Below are 23,394 nucleotides of genomic sequence, written 5' to 3' on the forward strand. Positions count from 1 at the left end.
ACTTGTATCGGGACAGTAGCCTGTTCTAGCCGACGGTTTATGTCCCGATTCTGCCTGTATCGAGACTGTAGTCTGATCTTTCTACCGGTTTATGTCCCGATTCTACCTGTATCGAGACTGTAGCCTATTCTATCTACCGGTTCCTGTCCCAATCCCACCTATTTCGAAACCGAAGTGAGCTTGAAAAGAATTTCAAGCTCACCCCTGTTAAATCCCTTCACGCTGAATCACAAATTCAAATTCCATATCTCTATTTGCTTTTATCACATGTTCCTCATGGACAGGAGCACCCCAGCTATCATCTCCACCAACACCCATTTGCTTCCCGGCAACGGTGATCACAGTGTAATGTACATTAGGTAGTTCATAATGATGCTGTGCATTTTCAAGCTCAAAAGCTGTATACGGTGAGACATTGCACTCAATTGGAGTGTCCTTTGCGGCGATCATCAGTCCTTCGCCATCCTCATTTGTTATCCGAACTCTTCTGACTCCTGTACGATTTCCAGATTCTTGTGGTTTCAAATACGCAGCCATATTATCTTTTACTGTGTTCTTAAACACACCAAGTCTTGCCCCTTGAGCTCGATCGGAATAGTTTTCTTCCGGTCCCATTGCATACCATTCTAAGTGATCATAGCGAGCTGGAACCTTAAAGGATAAGGCAAAGATCGGCATCTGTGGTAACCCTTCTACTCCTTTGTACGATGACTTTACATGAATGCTTCCATTAGGACTTACCGTATAAATCGTGTTTACTTCAATATCTGTATGAATGGAAAACTTATAAGTAAATGCGACCACAACGGTATTTTCATGAGTTGATAGCTCAACCTTTGTACATCTCCGTGCCATACTTGCCGATAACCAGCAGCCTGAAACAAAAGCTTGAGCATACCCTCTATCATTGTCTGTGGTTGCCCGCCAGAATAATGGTGCAGGGGGGAAGGCAATCATTTCTTTACCTGAATAAGTAATAGACACTAAGCTCCCAACTTGCTTTGAGAAAATGATGCTAAAATCTCTACCATGAACACCGATGTTAACGTCACCTTCTACCAATCTAACAGTCTCATCAGATTGGGTCGGAAGGGTATCATCACCTTTTTTATCAAAAACATATTTCCCGAATGCCACCTCGTGCCCCGCTTCTGCCCAATCTGTTTTTTCTTTTAATAGAAAAGCAACTTGAACATAATACTCACCAAATTTGTTCACAAGATTCTCATCACACCAAGCAATATTCAATCGCTGTTCACTTTGCGGTAATACGTTCACCTCATCTGTTTTTTCACACACCTTCTCCCCCTCAAGAAAAAGAGTGTACTTTAACAAATAATCTGAGGTATCTTTAAACACATTCTTATTCTTAATCGTTACACCTGTTTCATCTGCTTCAAGCTTAATATTTTGATATAAAAATTTAACTTCCTGCATCTTAGGAGAAAGCTTTCTATCAGCATAAACAATTCCATTCGTACAGAAGCCGTAATCTGTTGGGCGGTCTCCAAAGTCTCCGCCATAAGCTAAAAACTCATTTCCATAACGATCTTTTTGGACAAGAGATTGGTCCATATAATCCCAAATGAATCCACCTTGATACATCGGGTATTTATCCTCTAATTCTGTGTAGTAATTCATACCGCCTAAAGAATTTCCCATCGCATGCATATATTCGCAGCTTATATACGGTTTTTCTGGGTTGTTTGTTAAATACTCCTCGATATCTGCCGGCTTTGCATACATGCGGCTTTCCATGTCACTAGTATCATTGTAAGTACGGTCGTAGAACACACCTTCATAGTGAACGAGTCTACTAGAATCAACAGATTTAAAGTATTTCGTTACATTCAGAATCACTTCACCTGCATATGACTCATTTCCACATGACCAGATAAGGATAGAAGGATGATTTTTATCTCGTTGGAACATTGATATTGCCCGATCTAACACAATGTCCTGCCATTCTGGTTTATTTCCCGGGATATTCCAGGAAGGTTCAACAGCACCCATCTTTTGCCATGAACCATGTGTTTCCAAGTTCATTTCATCAATCACGTAAACACCATATTCATCACATAATTCATACCAGTAGCTTTGGTTTGGATAATGTGATGTGCGGACTGCATTGATGTTATTTTGCTTTAATGTTTTTATATCCCAAAGCATATCTTCCTTTGTAATAGCACGTCCTGTTCGATGATGAAACTCATGGCGGTTTACTCCTTTAAAAACAATACGCTTACCATTTAGCTTCATCACTTTATCAACAAGTTCAAATCGTCTAAAGCCAAGCTTTTGCGGAACAACTTCAACGATCTCTCCTGTTTCATCAATAAGTTGAATATAAAGCTTATACAAATAAGGATTTTCTGCACTCCACAATTCTGGTGACTCAACATTCATCGTAAACGTCAGTTTTTCTCCATTTAAATCAACACTAGTTGATCCAACAAATTCTCCCTTTTTATCCACTAATTCAGCGAAAACCTTTGAACCAGCAGCAGCAGGTGAACTTAATTGAAGATCAACCTTCAGCGTTCCCTTTGTATAGGTTTCATCAAGATCTGCATGAACATAGGCATCATATACATGCATTTTCGGCACAGTGTACAAGTAGACCTCACGGAAAATTCCCGAAAACCGCCAGAAATCCTGATCCTCAAGCCAGCTTCCTGTACTTCTTTGGTACACCTCAACCGCAAGCTTATTTTCCCCTTCCTGTAAAAAAGGAGTTAATTCAAACTCAGCAGGTGTAAAGCTGTCTTCGCTGTATCCGATAAAATCGCCATTTAGCCAAACATAAAAAGCAGATTCAACACCTTGAAACGAGATAAAAACAGGGCTTCCTTTCATATTGTCAGGTACATGAAAAGTCTTAACATAGCTTCCAACTGCATTTTTATCCATCGGAATTTCAGGTGGGCGTATCTCATTGATTCCGTCCCAAGGGTACATCGTATTAACATATTGCGGTTTACCATAGCCTTGTAATTGAATATGACCTGGAACCTTAATATCACTCCAGCTCCTACAGTCAAAATTAGCATGATAGAACCGTTCAGGACGTGTGCTTGGATTGATCGCATAATGAAACTTCCAATTTCCATTTAAACTTTTTCTCATCGCCATTGGAACAGACCCCTTCGCCTCTTCCATTGTTTCGTAATACACATGACTAGAGTGTGCCGGTAGTCGATTTACGGCAAACGTATTTACATCTGTTAACCAATTTATATCTGGATTCGTCCTCATTTCCAACTTCCTCTCTCTTTATTTTACTGATCCCATCATACCTGCAACAAAGTGCTTTTGCATGATGAAGAATATAAGCGCAGCAGGCAATGTTGCAATAACAATCGCTGTCATAATAACGCCAAAATCTGGGGCATAGCTTGAGCCTAATGTTGAGATAAGCAATGGAATCGTTTGCTTTTCAGGAGATTGCAACACAACAAGAGGCCATAAATAGTTATTCCAGCTCGCCATAAACGTAATAATCGCTGCTGCTGCGTACGTTGTTTTCATTGTTGGGACATAAATTCTAAAAAATACACCTAACTCACTTAATCCATCAATTCGACCTGCTTCAAGAATATCCTTTGGAAACATTTTCGTACTTTGACGAAAGAAAAAGATTAAGAAAGCAGTTGTAAGTGTTGGTAATACCGCAGCTGTTAATGTATCAATCCCTAAAAAAGGGGCTGTTTGTGAAATCGTACCAAACATACGGAATAACGGAACCATTAACGCAGCGAATGGAATCATCATAGATAGAAGTAAAATATTAAACACAACATCTTTTGATTTACTTTTAAAAATCTCAAATCCATACCCTGCTAGTGACGCAATTAATAGCGATAGAATTGTTGTTGAAATTGATACCTTAGCAGAATTAATCAAAGCAGGAACAATATCGACTGTAGCTAATAGATTTTTAAAATTCTCCACAAAATGTGCACCTGGCAATAATCTTCCTTGCGTCACATCAACTGACTTATTTGTTGCCGAAACAACCATCCATAAAAACGGAAAAACCGATACAATCGTCGCAACAATTAAAACTCCGTAACTAAATACTTTCTTAAGCATTTCGATCACCTGCCACTTTAAACTGAATAATCGAGAAAATCACAATCATAATGACAATCGCATACGACACGGTCGCTGCATAACCAAAGTCTGGCGTATATTTAAACGAAAGATTATAAATATATTGAGAGATTGTCATTGTTGCATTACCAGGACCACCTTTTGTAATATTCATAACCTCATCAAATAGCTGCAAAGTTCCGATTGTTGAAGTAATCGATGTAAAAAGAATAATTGGCTTTAACATTGGGATTGTAATCTTAAAAAATTGTTGAATGGGAGATGCTCCATCAATTTTTGCCGCTTCATAGATGGAAGAATCAATGTTTTGCAGTGATGATAAATAAAAAATCATATTATATCCAGTCCAACGCCAAGTAATCGCAATTACTATTGTGATTTTTGCCCAGAAAGGATCTGTTAGCCATTGAATGGGCTCTGAAACAAAGGAAAGCTTCATTAACATCATGTTAATAATGCCATCGACACTAAATAAATACTTAAAAATAACTGAATAAGCTACAAGCGATGTTACACATGGTAAAAAAATCGCGGTACGGAAAAATCCTTTAAACTTTAAATTTTTATCATTTAATAGCACTGATAAAAATAGAGCTAGAAATATCATGACCGGCACTTGAATAATTAGGTATATAACGGTATTTTTTACGGCTGTAATAAACGTCGGATCTTTTAATAATCGTGCATAGTTATCAAGCCCTGTAAATTTCAAATTCGTCCCTGATCCTGATTGGAAAGACATGATTAACGCATGAACCATTGGATAAAAGTAAAAAATGCAGATTAATACAGAAGCTAATGTGATAAAAGACCAACCGATGAGGGTTGTTTTATTAAACCGCTTCTTGGTTGAATAGGAAACGGATGTGTTTGTACTTGGTTTTGCTGATATCATTTCAAAGTCAACTCCTTAACTTAATCAATAGAATTGAAGCCTTGAAAATCTCCTCTGCATCTCTAGCAGATTAAAATTTCAAGGCTTCGTTCCTCACTTCAGATGTGAGGAAAAGTTGGCAGGATTATTACTGTAATTGTGCATCAGCTTGCTGTTGAGCGTCCTCAAGCACTTGATCAATATCCTTACCGTTAAGGTAGTTTTGCATTTCAACAATTAAGATGTCGTCAATGGCATATGTGTGTAATCCATAATTCACTTGTGGAATTTCTTCTAACCAAGTTGAGAAGTCAGAAATAATCGTTTGACCCGCAAAGAACTCATCAGCTGCTTTATATGCTTCTCCATTTGATGCAGGAATGTATGTTCCAATTGCTCCAATCTCTGTTACTAAATCTTGATAAAAATCAACATTTGAACCAAATGTTTTTGCTAAGAAATCAGTAGCATCTTCTTTCCCATCAACATTTAACACATACCATGAGCTTCCACCTAAGTTCGAAGCATTCACTGATTCAACATCAGGAAGCTTTGGTTGTGGTACAACTGCCCATTTGCCTGATTGAGATGCTTCAGCTTTAACAGAAGGAGTGATCCAGTTTCCAGTCGGAACAGATGCTACTTCACCACTATTAAATGCCGCTAAGAATTGACTCCAATCAGAGTTTGGTTTCACAATATCAGCGTCAAGCATTGCTTTGTACATTTCAAATGACTTTTTAAGTGCTTCATTTCCAGCAATAAATGGTGTTACACCATCTTCTTTCAAATACCAAGCACCAGCAGATTGCATCATCATACGGATAATCCCTTGATCATTTGGATCAAGCGTAATCATGTTCTTTCCAGTTGCTTCCTTAACCTTTTTCCCAATTTCAATATATTCGTTCCAGTCAATTCCTTTTAAATCATCAACTGTGTAACCAGCTTGTTCTAAGTAGTCTGTTCTTACATATAAACCTGTTACACCAGTATCAAATGGTAAACCATAGTTTTTATCATCAAGACTTGTTGGTGCTAGTTTATAAGACGCAAAATCTTCGGTATTGAACGATCCAGTAATTTCGTGAAAAGAATCTGGATATGCCTGAAGAAAGCTTTGCGCACGATAATCTTCAATTAACACGATATTTGGTAATCCCTTTGTTGTACCAGAGCTTAAGCTTGTATTTAATTTTTGAATAATATCAGCTTGAGCATTTTCAACAATCTTGATTTCAACATCAGGATTTTCTTTTTGATAATACTCTTTTGCAATATTCAAAGCTTTAATATTAAAGTTAGGATCCCATGCCCAAATTGTGATTTCGTTTGAACCTGATGATTCACTTGACTCTGAATCTACTGTTTCTTTTGATCCAGAAGAACATGCAGCCAAGATCATCATGCAAGCCATCATTAAAACGAGTAGCTTTTTCATAAAAATACCCCCATGTTTTTTGTTTTTGTAAGCGTTATCTCTCCCTTACACCTATCATGTTAGCATCTTTATTCTCTTTTTCTTTAGGACTATATTTTTATAAATTTGTGATTTTTTTATAGAATGTATCCACTTACAAAACATGTGGAATTGTATTTTTTTTTGATTTTAGTCATTTTTTTAGGTGATTGAGGTAGTAGTAAGGATATTTTTCTTAACTTATGCTACATCATGAAATGGTTTCGATTGGAAGTGTCAATTTTATTCTTGTCCCTTGTCCAACTTCGCTTGATATCGTTACACCATATTGATGACCATATAAAATTTGAATTCGTTCATGAACATTTTTCACACCAATTCCAGTGAAATGCTGCTTCTTACTTTTGGTAGCCGGCAGCTTATTCGTTGAAATCTCCATGCCATCTCCGTTATCCATTACCTCACAAATAAGTGTATCCCTCTCCTGCCAAACCATCACATTAATAAAGCCTGTTGTTTTGCTATTAAAACCATGAAAAAATGAATTTTCTATAAATGGCTGTAAAATAAGCTTTGGAATTCGATGCTGCAAGCAATCAGGTGAAACTAAGTAATTCACTTTAATTCTGTCTCCATAGCGTTTTTGATTAATAAGAACATAGTTTTTCAGATTATTTATTTCCTGCTCAACAGTAATCGTTTCACATACATTGCCAACGGTATTTTGAAGTAAGGATATGAGGGAGTTTATTGTTTCCTCTGCTTCACCCTTCCCCCCCTGCTGAATCATGAATTTAATAGAAGTGAGTGTGTTATAAAGAAAATGCGGATTAATTTGCTGTTGTAATGCTGCTAGTTCAGCGTTACGCTTTTGCTTTTGATAAAGTACAAGCTTCTCTAAATAATCCTGCAATTCATCTAACATCATATTAAATGCCCTGCCAATCTGCCTTGTTTCATATGTTCCGCTCACCGAAACATATTGATCAAAATCATATTTAGATGCGTCAGAAATTTGCTTAACTAATGTTGAAAGTGAATTTGTCATTCTTCTTGAAATGAAAAACACAATAATAAGAGCAAGGACAACGATACAAAATATAATAATCGCAATTTGCTTTTTATTAATCAAATCTCCGACCGCTGTTTTTTGATCCAATAAATTAAATAAATACATATCAAGGGAGGGAATGTATTCCCAAAAGATAATAGAATCTGTCCCCATAAACTCTTTCACAATATAGTTTTCACTTTTACCCTCATTTTCCTTTACATATCGCAAAAGCTCCTCTGCTTTTTGGCCAATAATATCAGTTTGATTACTTGAAATAATCATGCCGGTTTTATCAAGAACATACACATCATTACCTGTGCTTGTATAGTTGTTATAAAATTTCCTAAATTCACTTTCATGAATAGGAAAATACATCATTCCATATATTGTTCCTGAAATCCTTTCCATTAGTGGCTTCGTCGCGATAATGTATTGCTTATCTTCTTTGTTATCCGTTTCTTTTAATCGTTGATCATGTTGATAAATCAGCCTTTTGGGATTTTGTAATGAAACAGCTGTTATGTTATGTGTTTTCAACTCTTCATCAGAAATCATCCAATAAGGACGATTCGTTGCATAGCTCATCCCATTTATACCAGTAACAATAATTTCCGTTTCATAGGCATCCACATTTGATTTAATTCGCTTCATTTGCTCACTCATTTGATAAAATGAATTCATTTTCTGACGATTTGATTGCTCTTCCGTCATAATTCTTCTAATTGTTCCACTTTGCAAAATATTATTTGAGGCTAGAACAATTGAATAGTTATACGATTCAAAGCTATCCTTAATTTGATCCATTACCTTTGCATTTGTAATGCTAAATTTATCAATGAAAAACTGCTCAGACATCCGAAACGTTGTCCACGTTATAATAATCGAAACACTTATAATACTGATAACAGATATCATAAACATAATGACAAATAATCCGTTATGTTTAAAATACTTTTGAAAAACCTTCATACTGAATCACATCACTTATTTCAATTTTTGATTTCTACGATATTGACTAGGTGACAGACCCTTCTGTTTCTTAAACACCTTGCAAAAATAACTATGATCGGAATACCCTACAAGTCCACTAATCTCAGAGATCGGAGTTGATGTATTCAGTAATAGTTTCACGGCTTCCTCAATACGAATTTTATTTAAATGCTCATTAAATCCTTCTTTATTGTGCGTCGTAAAATAGCTTGATAGATAAGAAGGATTGAAATGAAATGTATTCGCAACGTCAGTCAAACTAAGTGGTTCCGCATAATGTTCTTCGATATAATCTAGGATCAGTTGAATATTGGATCCAGATTGAGTTTTCTTTGCAGAAATAACCTCTTTTGCCATTTTAATAAAGAATTGAAGCAGATCAACAGCTTCTCTTGCTGACTTTGCTTCATCAATTTTATTAAAAAAACTAAACTTTTCATTTTCTAAATTTTTTACATCAAAATCTAAATTGCTTAATAAAACCGAAATCGTAAAAATAACATTTCCGAAAAATGATTTGTATTCAAAGATATCTGTCGTAAAGCTAGATGATAATTCTGTTACATGTTCCTCTAAATAAGAAAATGCCAAATCAAAGCGTTCATGTTTAAAGTCATTTGTAAATTTATCAAGGTTAAAGGAAGCAATCTTAGGTGCTTCCTTTTGAAGATGCTCCTCTCTTACCAAAGTAGCTTCCGGAAAATAAAACCGATATTGCAGCATTTTCTTAATCACTTCATTGTATTTCAACCAAATTTGTGAAAAGCTTGTAAAAGGCTCTGAAATAAGTACGGAAAGCTGAGAATGACGTGCCAATCTATTTGGAGCAAGTTCTCCAATTTTACTTAAATAGTCTTCATGACCATTAATCAGGAATACGCTTACATCTTCTTCTATTTTGAAGATTTCAAGCTTCACTTCGTTTCTATGTGATGTGAAAAGCACTTCCATTTCAGAATTTATTGTTTTGATATAATCGACACTCTTCCCTTCTATCAACCTATAATCAATTGCAGCTAGAATGAAACTTGAATAAGGAAAAGCCTCTAAAATGATATTTTCGTCATATTGAGTATCATAACCTGAGATGAATTTTTCGATGATATGCCCAATATTTACTTCAACAGTTGATTCTTCTTTTTCTCCTTGTAAAGAGGGAATTCGGCTCGCCGCAGTTTTTAATACGGTAAGCAATGATTCTGTATCAAGCTTTGGCTTTAAAATATAGTCAACTGCTCCATTTTGAAAAGTAGATCTCACATAATCGAAGTCTCCGTAACTACTTAATATAATCATTTCTATATGTGGATACTTGCTCTTAACAATTCGAGTTAATTCCTCACCATCCATAATCGGCATCACAATATCTGTTAACACAATATGGGGCTTCGTTTTTTCAATTAATTCAAGAGCCTCCTGACCATTGGAAGCTTCTCCTACAATTTGAAACCCTTCCTGCTCCCACTGCATATAGTGCTTAATTCCTTGCCTGATTAACTGTTCATCATCCACAATGACCACTCTACAACCTTCACTAGATCTCAACAAAATCCCCCCAGGCTTTGTAGACTTAACGAATATTTTATCTTTTTCTTTCATTATACACTTGAATAATTTTATTAACATCGGTTTGTCAAAAAGCCCCCGTTTGTTTGGGGGCTAAACAATCATACACGGTACTCTAAAGGTGTTCCAAATCCCGCAGGATACTGATCGAAAAGTGTTTCATCCATCTGAACATTATAGCCTTTATCTTTTAACACCTTATGAAGCTCTTCAATATGATTATGGTTTTTTGTTTCAACTGACATTTCGAGCTGAGCAAATCCTGGATAAATATGTTTTCCTATATGCTGGAGATTAACATATTGAACATTTGCATTTAAATCGGTTATCTCGCTTAATACTTTCTGAAGCTCACCTGGTTTATCTTTTAGCGTTATGGAAAAATGAGCATACCTACCTGATTCAACTAACCCCCGCTCAATAATTCTCGCAATAAAATTAACATCCACATTTCCACCACTTAATACCGCTATTACTTTTTTATCCTTCAATCCAAGTTTTTGATAAAGAAGTGCTGCTAACGAACTAGCACCAGAGCCTTCGACTAACAGTTTACTTCTCTCTAAAACCATTAGCATTGTACGTGCAATTTCCATTTCATCCACACAAACAATATCATCAACATACTCTTTAATAATATCAAACGTCTTCAGTCCTGGTTTTTTAACAGCAATTCCATCTGCCATTGTTGGGGTCGCTTCAACCATTACCGGTTTTTTTTCCAAAAGTGACTGCTTCATGCTTGGACAGGCAAGAGTTTGAACACCATAAACTGAAACATTTGGATTACTTTCTTTCACGGCCTTAGCAACACCCGCAATAAGCCCTCCCCCACCAACTGGGCAAACAATGGCATCCACGTCTGGAAGCTGTTCCATAATCTCAATTCCAACTGTTCCTTGTCCGATGATAACCTCTTCATCGTCAAAAGCATGAATAAATGTACCTCCAATTGAATCACAATATTCTAATGCATAAGCAAGAGCCTCATCAAAGACAGCTCCTTCTAAAATGACCTTTGCACCATATTGCTTTGTTGCTAGCACTTTACTTAACGGCGCTCCCTTTGGCATTACGATCGTACAAGGAATCCCAAGCATTTGACTTGAATACGCAACACCTTGAGCATGATTCCCAGCTGATGCTGCAACGACCCCTTTATTTAGTTCTTCTTTTGTAAGAGAAATAAGCTTATTATAAGACCCCCTTACTTTAAAGGAACCTGTTTTTTGTAGATTCTCAAGTTTTAAATACACATCATTTTGTGCAAGATGACTAAAAGTTTTCGAATGATCTAACGGAGTGGTGTGAACAATTCCTTTAAACTTTTCCCTGGCATTGAAAAAATCACTTAAGTTCAAACATAACTCCTCCTATATTTACTGTTACATCTAGGGTGCTCTTTCGTTGAGGGAAGTATGTTTTTTATAGAGTAGTTTTCTGGTTTAAGGGGTCGGTTAGTTGTGGTTTAGTTATTGAGAGGAATATCTGATTTGTTTATATGGATATTTTGCTGTATTTCATGCAGCTGTATTGGGACATGGTTTGGCTTTACTTGCTTGATCATGTCTCGATTCTAAGGTTATCGAGACATGATTTCGCTTTTCTTACTCGGTCTTGTCTCGATCCTCTGGCTATCGGGACATGATTTTGCTTTTCTTGCTTGATCTTTTCCCGATTCTCCTGGTATCGAGACACATTTTCGCTTTTCTTACCCTGGTGTGTCTCGATTCCCCGGCTATCGGGACACGATTTCACACTTCTTCCGCTGCTGTGTCCCGATTCTCCAGTTATTGGGACACAATTACACTTTTCTTGCTTGATCTTGTCCCGATTCTTCTAGTATCGAGACACATTTTCGCTTTTCTTTCTCCGGTGTGTCTCGATTCCCCGACTATTGGGACAAGATTTCACACTTCTTCCTCATTCCTGTCTCGATTCCCAGGTTATCGAATTCTCTACCTCATCTTGTCTCGCTTCTGATCTAATCAGGAAATACATACTAGCTATTTCCATTCCAGTGAACAATGCGTTTCCCAATGCTCTTATTCTAAAATTAACACTAACAAAAACAACTACTTTTTCAAGAAAACATATTCACCTAAGTAAACATCTTTCAACTTAAGAACATCCTTCATAAATTCATCAATGAATCATAGGTTGTACCTGAATGCAAAAAAGAACAACACCCCCTTATTAAAATAAGGAGACATTGCTCTTTTCCAAAACCCATTTTGGAACTAAGAATCTCGTTGTCATTAGTGGATCAACGACCTGACAAATTTGAGTTTGTCCTACAGCACTTAATAGCATCGTTAATTCACTAAGTGGTAAGCTTGTTTGATCCTGAAGTAATTCAACCATATCTTCTACAGACATCTTAACTGCTTCATCAATTGTTTTTGCTGATGCAATTGTCCCGATAAATTCTTCTGTTTCTAAAACTGGATTACTTAGTGATTTTCCTTTAATCATCTTTATAGTAACAGTAACCTGTCCAGCTATTTCAATACCAGTTACACAAACCTCACCATCGCCCATTGCAGCATGAAGATCTCCTAATGCAAAGAGCGCACCTTGTTGAAACACTGGGAAATAAAGGGTTGTTCCTTTTGTAATCATTTTATTATCCATATTTCCACCGTGAGAGCCTGGTGTGCCGCAAGAGATTGGTTCATCTTGTGGAGCAACTCCAATTACACCAATCATTGGATTTAATGGAATGTGGATGTTTTCATTAAAAATAGCTTTCCCGTTTTCAATTGGAATAAGCTTAGCTTCAAATTTAGTGATCTTTTCACCTAAAACGCCCATTCCTGGACTAACTGCCATCACACCTTGGTCTTCTAATTTTATATCATCAATTGTCACTTCTAGAACATCTCCCACTTCTGCACCTTCCACATAAACAGGACCTGTCGCGGGATTGACCTTACTCCAGTCCAAACTTTCATATGTAGAATTATTTGAAGTGATTTGGTTTTCAAAGCAATCATAGGTTTCAATGATCACTGTTTCTCCAGATTTCATATTCAAAATTGGAGCATGCTCTTTACTAAAAGCATATATTGGCTGTGAACGGTTAATAATGTGAGACATGATATCCTCCCTACTTTCCTTCTTCTTTCGATCTAAGCCCGTTTATTCCTCTTTAATTTAAACAAAGCCTCCAGAGATTCCTTCCTAAATGCTGAAAAAGTTCTTTTCTCACGTAAAAACCCCAAGTAGTAGTACACTGCCACTTGGGGTTTTATTGTTATTTTACCGATACATTTTTATCTTCAGGATCAATAACATTATTCATATAATTCTTTCCCCATTCGTACATAGAATCGAGAATTGGCATTAGTGTTTCTCCTTGTTTTGTCAATGAATATTCAACCTTCGGAGGCACAACAGGGTACACTTTTCTCTCTACAATAAGGTCTTCTTCTAACTCGCGTAATTGATTAACAAGCATTCTTTGAGTAATGCCTGGCATAAGTGCTTTTAGCTCCCCAAAACGCTTTGTTCCCTCTTTGCCTAAGTGCCATAAAATAAGCATTTTCCATTTACCACCGATAACCGAAAGGGTTAATTCTTTTTCACAGTTAAACGTCTTATCATTCATACGTGACACTTAACCACCTCCAATTTTTACATAGAATAGCATATAGTATACTTTTTGTCACTATGTAAGAAAAAAGTGCGTACTTTATAAAGTTTAATATACATATTACACTAATGTTGTACCGCTATTAATGGAATCATGGGTGAAGTTACCGGTAGATTTACATAAACCGTTGGAAACATTAGTACGGTAAGCTTAATTTTAAATAAGGGAGTGGGAATATAAATGGAATTACAATTAGCACTTGATTTAGTCAATATCCCAGAAGCAATTGAATTGATAAAAGAAGTTGAGGATCATATTGATATCGTTGAAATTGGAACACCAGTTGTGATCAATGAGGGCCTTCGTGCTGTGAAGGAAGTTAAAGCAGCATACCCTAACTTAAAGGTTCTAGCTGACCTTAAAATTATGGATGCAGCTGGTTATGAAGTGATGAAAGCTTCTGAAGCAGGAGCAGATATTGTAACAATTCTTGGTGCAGCTGAAGATATGTCAATTAAAGGTGCGGTTGAAGAAGCGAAAAAGCAAGGGAAAAAGATTCTTGTTGATATGATTGCTGTAAAAGATCTTGCTGGCCGTGCAAAGGAAGTAGACGCTTTAGGCGTTGACTATATTTGTGTACACACAGGTTATGACCTTCAAGCAGTTGGTAAAAATTCATTTGAAGATCTTCAAACAATTAAAAGTGTTGTAAAGAACGCAAAAACTGCTATCGCAGGCGGAATTAAATTAGATACTCTTGCTGAAGTAATTAACGTACAACCAGATCTTGTTATTGTTGGTGGCGGTATTACTGGTCAAGAAGATAAAAAGGCTGCAGCGGCAAAAATGCAACAAATGATTAAAGAAAATGTATCAGTAGGGTAACGCAGGAATGCAAACGACCCAATATCTAACTAAAATTCTAAATGAACTTCAGCAATCTTCAAGCCTTATTTTAGATGAAGATGCTGAAAAATTGGTTAATGGGATTTTAGGAGCCAAGAAGGTTTTTGTTGCAGGAGCTGGTAGGTCAGGATTCATGGGAAAATCCTTTGCAATGCGAATGATGCATATGGGAATTGATGCATATGTTCCTGGTGAAACCACCACACCTAATTTTGAAAAAGATGATATTTTAATCATCGGGTCTGGCTCAGGAGAAACGAAAAGCTTAGTTTCGATGGCTGAAAAAGCCCACAACATAGGCGGTAAAATTGCTGCTGTCACGATAATCCCAGAATCTACAATTGGACAATTAGCTGATTTTACAATCAAAATGCCTGGATCGCCGAAAGACCAATCTGAAGGCGATTATCAAACGATTCAACCTATGGGATCCCTTTTTGAACAAACTTTGTTACTTTTCTATGATGCTATTATCTTGAGGTTCATGGAGAAAAAGGGGTATGATACAAATAAGATGTATGGCAAACATGCCAATCTTGAATAATAGGTATGTGAAGACCGCAATCTTTTACTTGCGGTCTTCAGTATGACTACATAAAAATTTGTATAAGGAATGATGATATGACTTCATTAAAAGGGAAAAATGCTGTAATTACAGGAGCAGGCAGAGGAATTGGACGAGCAACTGCCATTGCTTTAGCAAAAGAAGGAGTTAATCTTGGATTAATCGGATTAACTATGTCAAATCTTGAAAAACTTACAACTGAATTAGAGCAATACGATATCACAATTTCTGCTGCAACAGCTGATGTTTCTGACCTTGAAGCAGTTACTCATGCTGTAGAGCATATCAAATCGGAACTAGGTTCTATTGATATATTAGTGAACAATGCTGGTATTGCTAAATTTGGTGGCTTCCTTGACTTATCTCCTGAAGAGTGGGAAAACATTATTCGAGTTAATTTAATGGGTGTTTATAATGTAACAAGAGCTGTGTTACCTGATATGCTTGAGAAAAACTCCGGAGATATTGTTAATATTTCTTCAACAGCTGGCCAAAAAGGAGCTCCTGTAACAAGTGCATACAGTGCATCTAAATTTGCTGTGTTAGGGTTAACAGAATCACTCATGCTTGAAGTAAGAAAGAAAAACATTCGTGTAACAGCTTTAACACCAAGTACTGTTGCAACAGACTTAGCAGTAGAAACAAATTTAATAAGTGGAAATCCAGAGAATGTAATGCAGCCTGAAGATCTGGCAGAACTACTTGTAGCTGGATTAAAGCTTAATCCAAGAGTTGTTCTTAAGGGTGCGGGATTGTGGTCGACTAACCCTTAAAAATAGGAAGTTAAACGAAAAAGGATCTATTTCTAAATGGAAATAGATCCTTTACATATTATTGGGAATTAATTCGTTTTTGAAAAATATATTGAAGGTCATGAAGGCCATTTCCAAGTAAATTTACTGCCACGTTTGTCTTCATTACTCTCATGATGACCATTTCAAAGCAAAATTTCTGCCACGTTGGTCTTCATTACTCCCATGATGACCATTTCCGAACAAATTTTCTGCTATGATGGTCTTCATTACTCCCATGATGACCATTTCCGAATAAAATATCTGCCACGTTGGTCTTCATTACTCTCATGATGACCATTTCAAAGCAAAATTTCTGCCACGTTGGTCTTCATTACTCCCATGATGACCATTTCCGAGTAAATTTACTGCAACCGTGGTCTTCATTCCGCCAGTGAAGACCATCTCCAAGTAAGATAGTTGAAACCGCGGTGTCTTTTAATATGAAAAGCCAAATCAAAATGATTTGGCCTTTCCCATATTAAACGTGTGATACAACAAACTCTGCTTCACCAGACAGCTGGTATTCTCCAACTCCATGTGGAAGAACAAAATGTGTTCCTTTTTCAATTAAGAAAACATGATCATCTACTGTAATTGTTCCTTTTCCTGCCGTTACACTAACCTGTAAGAAATCATGCTGAAGTGTCAATGATGCCTCGCCACTCAACTTCCAATGATAGACTGTGAAATATTCGGCCTCTACTAATTTCTTCTCGGTAAGATCACCTACAATCCTTTCACTTTGCGCTGTTTCATAATCCTGGTGAGGGACTGTCGTCACTTCTATTGAACGATCTAAATGTAGGTCACGCTTTTGACCATTAGCATCAGTGCGATCATAATCATAAACGCGATAAGTAATATCAGAGCTTTGCTGTGTTTCTAAAATGACAATTCCTTTACCGATTGCATGAATGGTGCCACTTGGTACATAAACAAAATCACCCGCTTTTACTTTTTTACGACGTAAAAATGAATCCCATTCTTGATTTTGAAGCATCTTTTCAAGCTCTTTTTTTGATTTTGCATGGTGTCCTAAAACAAGCTCGGCACCTTCCTCTGCACTGAGAACATACCAGCACTCTGTTTTTCCATAAGGAACACCTTCTACTTCTCGTGCATAATGATCATCTGGATGAACCTGAACAGATAAATCTGCATTCGCATCTAAAATTTTAACAAGCAAAGGATATTCTTCATTATTAGATGCATTTTTATTAAATAGCTCTCCGTGTTCTTCCCAAGCTTCCTCTAATGTTTTTCCTGCTAAAGGTCCATTCTTGATAACACTTGGACCATTTGGATGTGCAGAGATTACCCAAGCTTCCCCAGTTTTTTCATTGGGAATTTTATACCCAAATTCAGTTTGCAGCTTTTGGCCACCCCAAATTCTTTCTTGAAAAACAGGCTCTAAAAATATTGGCTCTTTATACATACACTACCTCCAATATGGTACTCTACTTTATTTTATTTCTTCTAATACCGCTATTGCTTCGTTCTTAGAAGCTACTTTTAATAGTTGATTTCTAAACTCTTCATCCATTAACTTACGAGAAAGCATTTGTAAAATTTTCAGATGTGCGTCTCCAGCATTTTCTTCAGGTACAGCTATCATAAAAATAAGTTTTGCGTCCGTACCGTCAAGGCTTCTCCAATCAACACCCTCACGCTTGATTCCAAAAGCAACAGCAGGTCGTTTTACTGCATTTGACTTACCATGTGGAATCGCAATATTCATTCCAAGACCTGTTGAGCTTTGAGCTTCACGATTTAAAATTGCTTGTTTAAAATCTTCCTTAGAATCTAAGATACCTTGTGAATTGAATGTTTCGATTAATTCATCAATAACATCATCACGAGTTGTTCCAGCAAGATTTATATGAATTAAATCTTCACTTGTAATATCCACCAATTTTTTTATTACTAGTTCCTCAGCTTTTTCAGGTGGTGTTGGAGCACTTTCCATTTTCCCCTTACCACTAGTTGCACTTTCTACATCTTTTTTCAAAAAGTTAACCATAAATGCAGTAACAAGAACACCTACAATGGCTGCGATAAAGAACATTACAACATTATCTACTGCTCCTAAAACCGCAACGATAGGACCACCGTGTGCTACTTTGTCACCAACATTACCAAGCATCGCAATAACAGATCCAACAACTGAACCTGCAACAATACTAGGAATAACACGAAGTGGATCTTGCGCTGCAAAAGGAATTGCCCCTTCTGTAATACCAAAAAGGCCCATTGTAAATGATGCTTTACCAGCTTCCCTTTCGTTAGGAAGGTATTTTTTCTTATTCATTAATGTTGCAAGACCCATCCCAATTGGTGGAATACAAATTGCTACTGCAATTGGTCCCATAATTTCATAGTTTCCTTCAGCAATCATGGCAGAGCCGAATAAGAATGCTACTTTATTAAATGGTCCACCCATATCAACTGCAATCATCGCACCAAGGATGACTGCCAATAAAATAGAACTAGCTCCTTGCATTCCAGCAAGCATTGATGTTAAACCTTCAAAGATTTGCGCCACTGGGGCACCGATCACGAAAATAAATAAAAGTCCAACGATAACAGATGAGAAGATCGGAATAAATATGATCGGCATAACTGGCTGTACCGCTTTTGGAACCTTGATTTTCTTAATAGCGAGTGCAAGATAACCTGCTAAGAAACCTGCGATAATTCCTCCGATAAAACCAGCACCAGCTTCACTTCCATAAAAGCTACCATTCGCTGCAATATACCCACCAATCATACCTGGAACTAAACCTGGACGGTCAGCTATACTAACAGCTATAAAACCAGCTAATATTGGAATCATGAACATAAATGATGTTGCACCAAGTGTTTCAATTTGCTTCCAAATGGAATCTTCAGGAATCACAATTCCACCTGGTGTTTGTTGACCACCTAGAGTTAAAGCTAATGCAATCAACAGTCCCCCTACAACGATGAATGGAACCATATACGATACACCGTTCATTAAATGCTTATAAATCGGATTTTCTTTTTGCTTACTCTTTTGCTTGATTTCTTCTGCAGACTTTAAGTCGGGTCTGTATAGTGGCACATCACCACTTTGAATTTTTTCAATTAATTCTTTTGGCTTACGAATCCCATCCTGTACGCCTGTAACGATTACTTTTTTACCAACAAAGCGATCCTTTGATACCTCTTTATCAGCAGCAATAATAATTCCGTCTGCTTCTGCAATATCTTGATCAGTTAAGGCATTTTCAACACCAATTGATCCTTGTGTTTCAACTTTAATATCAACACCTAATTCTTCGCCTGCTTTTTGTAGATTTTCAGCAGCCATATATGTATGAGCAATACCGACTGGGCATGCTGTGACAGCTAAGATCTTCATGTACCTTTCCTCCTAAGAATGTTTTTTGTAATTGCTTACATTCATTGTAATGGGAATTCAGTCATGAATTGATTTTTGTTTTTACCACAACTTCCGGTAAAAATAAATTATTACCAGAAGTTTATTAAAGAAAGTTGTTTATTTTAACTTCTCCAAGAACTCTTTTACATTCTTTGATTCTTTTAGAGATTGGATAAGCGACGGAGTCTCACTATAACCTACAATTTGTCCAACAGCATGGCGATTTAGTTTTGGATCCCCAGTTGTAATGGCTAGCATGAACACGATGGAAACTTGTTCACTTCCCCAATCTAAAGGCTCTTTTAGAAGAGCAATGGCTATAGCTGATCTATTAACCATTGTTGGACTACCATGTGGAATAGCTATAGATCCACCAATGGATGTTGTAGATTTTCTTTCTCTTAGAAGCGCACTATGTATAAACTCTTTATGAACGAAACCTTTCTCATATAGTACATTTCCTAGCATTTCAATAACTTGAAAAGGATGTTCCTTATCCACATGTAAATGAACTAAATCACCTCTAACTAATTGTGTTAGAACTTTTTCTTTACTTCCCGCTTGCTGGTGATTTTCCATTTCAGTTAAAAATTGATTTAGCTTGTCCTTATCCTTTCCTTCTAATAAAGGAGAAATTGTGATATAAGGAATATCCACCTTTTCTAACTCTACTGTAGAAATGATGAAATCAACTTTATGATTCTGCAAATAATCACGTAATTCAGCTTTTCCAATACAAGCAGAAACTTGTATATCCTGGTAATGTTGCTCAATTTTAGCCTGCAATAAATGAGACATCCCAACACCCATATGACAAACAATTAATGTTCTTCGTTGTTTCTCTCGACTTTCTTTTAATCGCTCGATTGAAGCTTGAAAATGAAGAACCAAGTAAGCTGCCTCATCCTCAGGAACTTCCAATTCATAGGTTTCTTTTATTTCATTCAAAGCTAGCAAAACCATATTAAATAAATAAGGATACATTTTTTTGATATTCGGGAGTAGTGGATTTGTAATAGGAAAGCCGTACTTAATTCGGTTAATAACCGAATGCACATGGACGATTAATCCACTTTTTAAGATCTCATCCTTTTCAAAGGGAAATAACGTAATACTACTAAGCTTTGTTGTTAAGTCAGAAATAATATTTAATAAAAGTTCATTTTTAATAAAGGGATCCTCTATAATATCATTTTTTCTTTTCCCACTAATCAAATGCCATGTAAAGTAGATTCGCTCATCTTCAGGAAATTTAATTCGAAAAACAGCTTCTAATTGTTCAAAAAAGGATAACGCATATTTGTATTCTTTGTAAGAATATACAGCCTCCTTTTCCTTATTAGGAACAGTTACAGGAGATTTCTGCCTTGTTCTTTTCATCATTATAAGTGCATGAACAAGTAAACTCTCCATCGCAGCATCGGTAAAAGCAATCGAATATTTATGCTGTAATTCATTTAGGGCATTTTTAACGGTTGCTATCTCATAGGGTAAAAAAAGCTCAAGAACGTAATTTTTATGATCCGATAAGGAAGAAAGAAGTTCTGTTAAATGCGCCAAAGCACTACGTTTTTGCAGTTCAGATCCTTGAACAATATTACCTAGTCTTGGTTTAGAGATGAGCTCTAATTGATAGTTTGTAAGCCAATCAGCAATGGTATCTAATTCTTTTTTTATGGTTACTTTGGGAACATAATACTTCTTAGATAGTTCCTGCAATGTAATAGCTTTATTACTTACCAATAAATGATAGGCCATTTCGATAAAACGATCTTCCTGAGTTTTCGGTTCAGTAGATAGTAGCTTTTGAAAAATTTCAGACATATCGTGGTCTTGTGTCTCAAGTGTAATCCCTATACCTGGTTGCCGTTTTATAAAAGTATTAGGGTATTCAGCAAGAAGATCTTCGATTATGCTCAAGTCATTACGAACCGTTTTTTCCGAACATCTTAATTGACCTGACAAATCTACTATATTTAAAGTTTGTCCGTTTTGTACTAATAAAGTTCTTAGTAATTCCTTTTGTCGATCATTCACGTTCATGGTTGCACCTCGCTCAGATATTCAATCAGTAGTGTAGCTTATTGCGACCTATAATTCAATCATTCGTAAACTCGGAAAAAAATGAAAACCAAAAGAGTTGCCTTCAAAATATGAAAAGCAACTCTTTGATCTTATAGTGAACATGTGCTAAGAATAAAAGAATCTATTAGTTTCCATTCTTCTTATCAATTGTTTCTCTAATTTTTTCATTTCCTTCGTCAACATATTCACGATATTCCTGATTTCCACTATCTACACTTTCCCTATACAGTCTATTTCCTGTATCCACAGCATAACGCCATTTTTCATTTCCATAATCTACAATCGTTGAAAACATTTTTGATGCAGGGTGATCATAATCATCGAATCTCTCTTTTAAATAAGCTTGTGCTTCCTTCAAACGCTCTTTCTCACGTATGCTCTTTTCTTTCATACTCTCTTTTGTGTCAAAAGCTAGCTTCTTTTTTTCTTCCTTCAATTTGAATGCCTGCTCTTTACCAGCTTCTTTCCACTCCAGCCATTTTTTCTGGATTTCTTCATACTGAGCCCTCATATATTTCTTCAGTTCCTGCTCTGAATTAACATATGTGAACTCACCATTCCCTGCAGCTGCCACTTCTTTTAAAAGAGTTTGACCTTCATTATCAACATCGAACCCAATAATATTAACAACTGTTTGAATATCTGCTGAAACTAGGTTTTTAGCTTCTTGCACTGGATCTCCATTACATGTTTCAATTCCATCACTCACAACGTATACAACTACATCATCAGCATTTTCAGGGATATCAGACTTTACAGATTGTAACCCAAGTGCAATCGGTGTCCAACCAACAGGCTTTACCTGACTTAGTGCCTTTTGAAAGGCATTTTCATCAAAACTGGCATTATATAAGTTGCCAGAACTACTACACGAAGCTTTTTTATCAGCTTCACTATTTGATCCTGCATGACCGTATACACGTAACGAAATGGTTGCATTCTCCGGTACTTGCTTAGCAAATTCCAAAACAGCTTCCTTTGCAGCATCCATTCTCGTTTTACCTCCCACTTTTGCTGCCATACTTCCACTTGCATCTACTAAAATAGCATAATGAGCTGTTTTCAAAGTAGGATTATCCACAGTTTCATCTGGACGTTCAATTGAAACATCAACCGTTGAATCAAAAGTAAGCATTGTTTGCATTTCTTCATGATAATCTTCAGCAAATAAATATAAAAGCTCCTCCATATATTGCTCTTCTGTGAGATTATCAGGTAATTGATCGAGCGCTTCCTTCACTTTCGCTTCATCATATTGTTCACCACTAAAAACTCCAGGTTTTCGAAGCATTTCCTTTTCTACGTCTGTTAGCTCACGATCTAAATCTTCCATTTCATAATAGCTTGCTTCCTTAGGTGTATATGTTTCTTCTTTTTCACTGTCATTTTTTTGTTCTGTTTCCTTTGGTTCAGCATCTGTTTGTGCCGACTGGCTACCATCACCAGAAGAACAAGCTGTCAGCATGAACGATAATATCGCTAAACCAATCAATAGCCTCTTCATTTACTCTCTCTCCTTCCACCCTGTAACAAAATAACAATGATTACATATTACTGTATTTTTCGGTGGAATTTTCCTATCTTTAGAAAAAGAGGAAATAAGTATGATAGATAATTTTTTAGGTAATTAGGATTAGGTCTTAAGAAATCATTTCCTTCATTTTGCTTTTTTAAAAAACAGAAAACAGCCACAACCTCTTAATTCCCAAGAGATTGTGGCTGTGCTTCAACTAATTCATCACTTTAAACGAACATGCTTAACCCAAGTGATAGCCATTAGCATATTACCGGCTAAATTCATATGTAAGCCGTCTATCCTAATTGAGCTTGTAAGTAAGTTAAGATGAAATGTCGTAAACACCCCTTAATGTTAACTGCACTTTAAAAGAATCAAGTCTAAGGTGTTCACTTAAACTTTCTTTTTTAACAGCGATTTTCCTGATTTCTCCAGCTGATAAGTCAAAATAATTACCATTAAATTTGCAGTCTACAGATACTAAATCCAATTCACCGAGGTTTGTCCCGATTA

The 23,394-nt window shown here is 36.4% G+C and carries 17 protein-coding genes; 3 read left to right on the plus strand and 14 right to left on the minus strand.

Features of this window, described 5'->3' with window-relative positions; translation table 11 throughout:
• Positions 1-207 precede the first annotated feature (207 nt).
• The 9 genes from lacZ to hxlR all read right to left on the minus strand — a co-directional run bounded on the left by lacZ (position 208) and on the right by hxlR (position 13,636).
• The gene (gene lacZ / locus COD11_RS09295) at positions 208-3,255 is read right to left on the minus strand and encodes a beta-galactosidase, LacZ type (protein WP_098796484.1); all 3,048 of its coding nucleotides are present in this window, start codon (positions 3,253-3,255) and stop codon (positions 208-210) included.
• 18 nt (positions 3,256-3,273) lie between these two features.
• Positions 3,274-4,092 carry a carbohydrate ABC transporter permease gene (locus COD11_RS09300; RefSeq protein ID WP_442920017.1) on the minus strand — a complete coding sequence of 273 codons (819 nt, stop codon included), beginning with the start codon at positions 4,090-4,092 and terminating at the stop codon, positions 3,274-3,276.
• Positions 4,085-5,008, minus strand: coding sequence for a carbohydrate ABC transporter permease (locus tag COD11_RS09305; protein ID WP_098796485.1), 924 nt, complete (start codon positions 5,006-5,008; stop codon positions 4,085-4,087). The genes COD11_RS09300 and COD11_RS09305 overlap by 8 nt, the downstream gene beginning before the upstream one ends.
• Positions 5,009-5,135: 127 nt before the next feature.
• Positions 5,136-6,428: an ABC transporter substrate-binding protein gene (locus tag COD11_RS09310; protein WP_098796486.1), complete on the minus strand. Its 1,293-nt coding sequence runs from the start codon at positions 6,426-6,428 to the stop codon at positions 5,136-5,138.
• Between the two features lie 229 nt (positions 6,429-6,657).
• Positions 6,658-8,430, minus strand: coding sequence for a sensor histidine kinase (locus COD11_RS09315; RefSeq protein ID WP_098796487.1), 1,773 nt, complete (start codon positions 8,428-8,430; stop codon positions 6,658-6,660).
• Positions 8,431-8,445: 15 nt separating this feature from the next.
• Complete coding sequence (locus COD11_RS09320) at positions 8,446-9,996, minus strand: response regulator transcription factor (RefSeq protein WP_255301576.1); 1,551 nt, start codon at positions 9,994-9,996, stop codon at positions 8,446-8,448.
• Positions 9,997-10,118: 122 nt separating this feature from the next.
• Entirely contained in the window at positions 10,119-11,378 is a 1,260-nt protein-coding gene (ilvA, locus tag COD11_RS09325; protein WP_098796488.1) for a threonine ammonia-lyase, read from the minus strand.
• 835 nt (positions 11,379-12,213) lie between these two features.
• Positions 12,214-13,116 (minus strand): acetamidase/formamidase family protein, encoded by a 903-nt coding sequence (locus tag COD11_RS09330; protein ID WP_098796489.1) that lies wholly within the window; start codon positions 13,114-13,116, stop codon positions 12,214-12,216.
• Between the two features lie 157 nt (positions 13,117-13,273).
• Positions 13,274-13,636, minus strand: a complete 363-nt coding sequence (gene hxlR / locus COD11_RS09335; RefSeq protein ID WP_098796490.1) for a transcriptional activator HxlR — start codon at positions 13,634-13,636, stop codon at positions 13,274-13,276.
• Positions 13,637-13,852: 216 nt separating this feature from the next.
• Here hxlR and hxlA point away from each other — a divergent pair, with 216 nt between their 5' ends.
• The 3 genes from hxlA (at position 13,853) to COD11_RS09350 (ending at position 15,856) form a co-directional block, all read left to right on the plus strand.
• The gene (gene hxlA, locus COD11_RS09340) at positions 13,853-14,497 is read left to right on the plus strand and encodes a 3-hexulose-6-phosphate synthase (protein ID WP_098796491.1); all 645 of its coding nucleotides are present in this window, start codon (positions 13,853-13,855) and stop codon (positions 14,495-14,497) included.
• Between the two features lie 7 nt (positions 14,498-14,504).
• A complete protein-coding gene (hxlB, locus tag COD11_RS09345) occupies positions 14,505-15,062 on the plus strand; it encodes a 6-phospho-3-hexuloisomerase (protein ID WP_098796492.1) in 558 nt (185 codons plus the stop codon).
• A 77-nt stretch (positions 15,063-15,139) separates the two neighbouring features.
• On the plus strand, positions 15,140-15,856 hold the full coding sequence (locus COD11_RS09350; RefSeq protein ID WP_098796493.1) for a 3-ketoacyl-ACP reductase: 717 nt from the start codon (positions 15,140-15,142) through the stop codon (positions 15,854-15,856).
• Between the two features lie 499 nt (positions 15,857-16,355).
• Here COD11_RS09350 and manA read toward each other — a convergent pair whose 3' ends face one another.
• From manA to COD11_RS26775, 5 genes are all read right to left on the minus strand, one after another.
• Positions 16,356-17,312 (minus strand): mannose-6-phosphate isomerase, class I, encoded by a 957-nt coding sequence (gene manA / locus COD11_RS09355; protein ID WP_098796494.1) that lies wholly within the window; start codon positions 17,310-17,312, stop codon positions 16,356-16,358.
• 27 nt (positions 17,313-17,339) lie between these two features.
• Complete coding sequence (locus tag COD11_RS09360; RefSeq protein ID WP_098796495.1) at positions 17,340-19,259, minus strand: PTS fructose transporter subunit IIABC; 1,920 nt, start codon at positions 19,257-19,259, stop codon at positions 17,340-17,342.
• A gap of 138 nt (positions 19,260-19,397) precedes the next feature.
• On the minus strand, positions 19,398-21,323 hold the full coding sequence (locus tag COD11_RS09365) for a BglG family transcription antiterminator (protein WP_231309177.1): 1,926 nt from the start codon (positions 21,321-21,323) through the stop codon (positions 19,398-19,400).
• Positions 21,324-21,489: 166 nt separating this feature from the next.
• A complete protein-coding gene (locus COD11_RS09370; protein WP_098796496.1) occupies positions 21,490-22,869 on the minus strand; it encodes a VWA domain-containing protein in 1,380 nt (459 codons plus the stop codon).
• 334 nt (positions 22,870-23,203) lie between these two features.
• Positions 23,204-23,394: glycoside hydrolase family 2 protein (locus COD11_RS26775; RefSeq protein WP_176551028.1), on the minus strand; the 191-nt coding region annotated here is incomplete at its 5' end.

The organism is Bacillus sp. AFS040349, assembly GCF_002577655.1.
GTDB lineage: Bacteria > Bacillota > Bacilli > Bacillales > Bacillaceae > Metabacillus.

Excerpts from the sequence above, each read along its gene's own strand:
- COD11_RS09360 (WP_098796495.1), bottom strand. The coding sequence starts at position 19,259 with ATGAAGATCTTAGCTGTCACAGCATGCCCAGTCGGTATTGCTCATACA.
- COD11_RS09350 (WP_098796493.1), top strand. The coding sequence starts at position 15,140 with ATGACTTCATTAAAAGGGAAAAATGCTGTAATTACAGGAGCAGGCAGA.
- COD11_RS09315 (WP_098796487.1), bottom strand. The coding sequence starts at position 8,430 with ATGAAGGTTTTTCAAAAGTATTTTAAACATAACGGATTATTTGTCATT.
- COD11_RS09330 (WP_098796489.1), bottom strand. The coding sequence starts at position 13,116 with ATGTCTCACATTATTAACCGTTCACAGCCAATATATGCTTTTAGTAAA.
- hxlB (WP_098796492.1), top strand. The coding sequence starts at position 14,505 with ATGCAAACGACCCAATATCTAACTAAAATTCTAAATGAACTTCAGCAA.
- COD11_RS09305 (WP_098796485.1), bottom strand. The coding sequence starts at position 5,008 with ATGATATCAGCAAAACCAAGTACAAACACATCCGTTTCCTATTCAACC.
- hxlA (WP_098796491.1), top strand. The coding sequence starts at position 13,853 with ATGGAATTACAATTAGCACTTGATTTAGTCAATATCCCAGAAGCAATT.
- manA (WP_098796494.1), bottom strand. The coding sequence starts at position 17,312 with ATGTATAAAGAGCCAATATTTTTAGAGCCTGTTTTTCAAGAAAGAATT.
- COD11_RS09365 (WP_231309177.1), bottom strand. The coding sequence starts at position 21,323 with ATGAACGTGAATGATCGACAAAAGGAATTACTAAGAACTTTATTAGTA.
- COD11_RS09310 (WP_098796486.1), bottom strand. The coding sequence starts at position 6,428 with ATGAAAAAGCTACTCGTTTTAATGATGGCTTGCATGATGATCTTGGCT.
- COD11_RS09300 (WP_442920017.1), bottom strand. The coding sequence starts at position 4,092 with ATGCTTAAGAAAGTATTTAGTTACGGAGTTTTAATTGTTGCGACGATT.
- COD11_RS09370 (WP_098796496.1), bottom strand. The coding sequence starts at position 22,869 with ATGAAGAGGCTATTGATTGGTTTAGCGATATTATCGTTCATGCTGACA.
- lacZ (WP_098796484.1), bottom strand. The coding sequence starts at position 3,255 with ATGAGGACGAATCCAGATATAAATTGGTTAACAGATGTAAATACGTTT.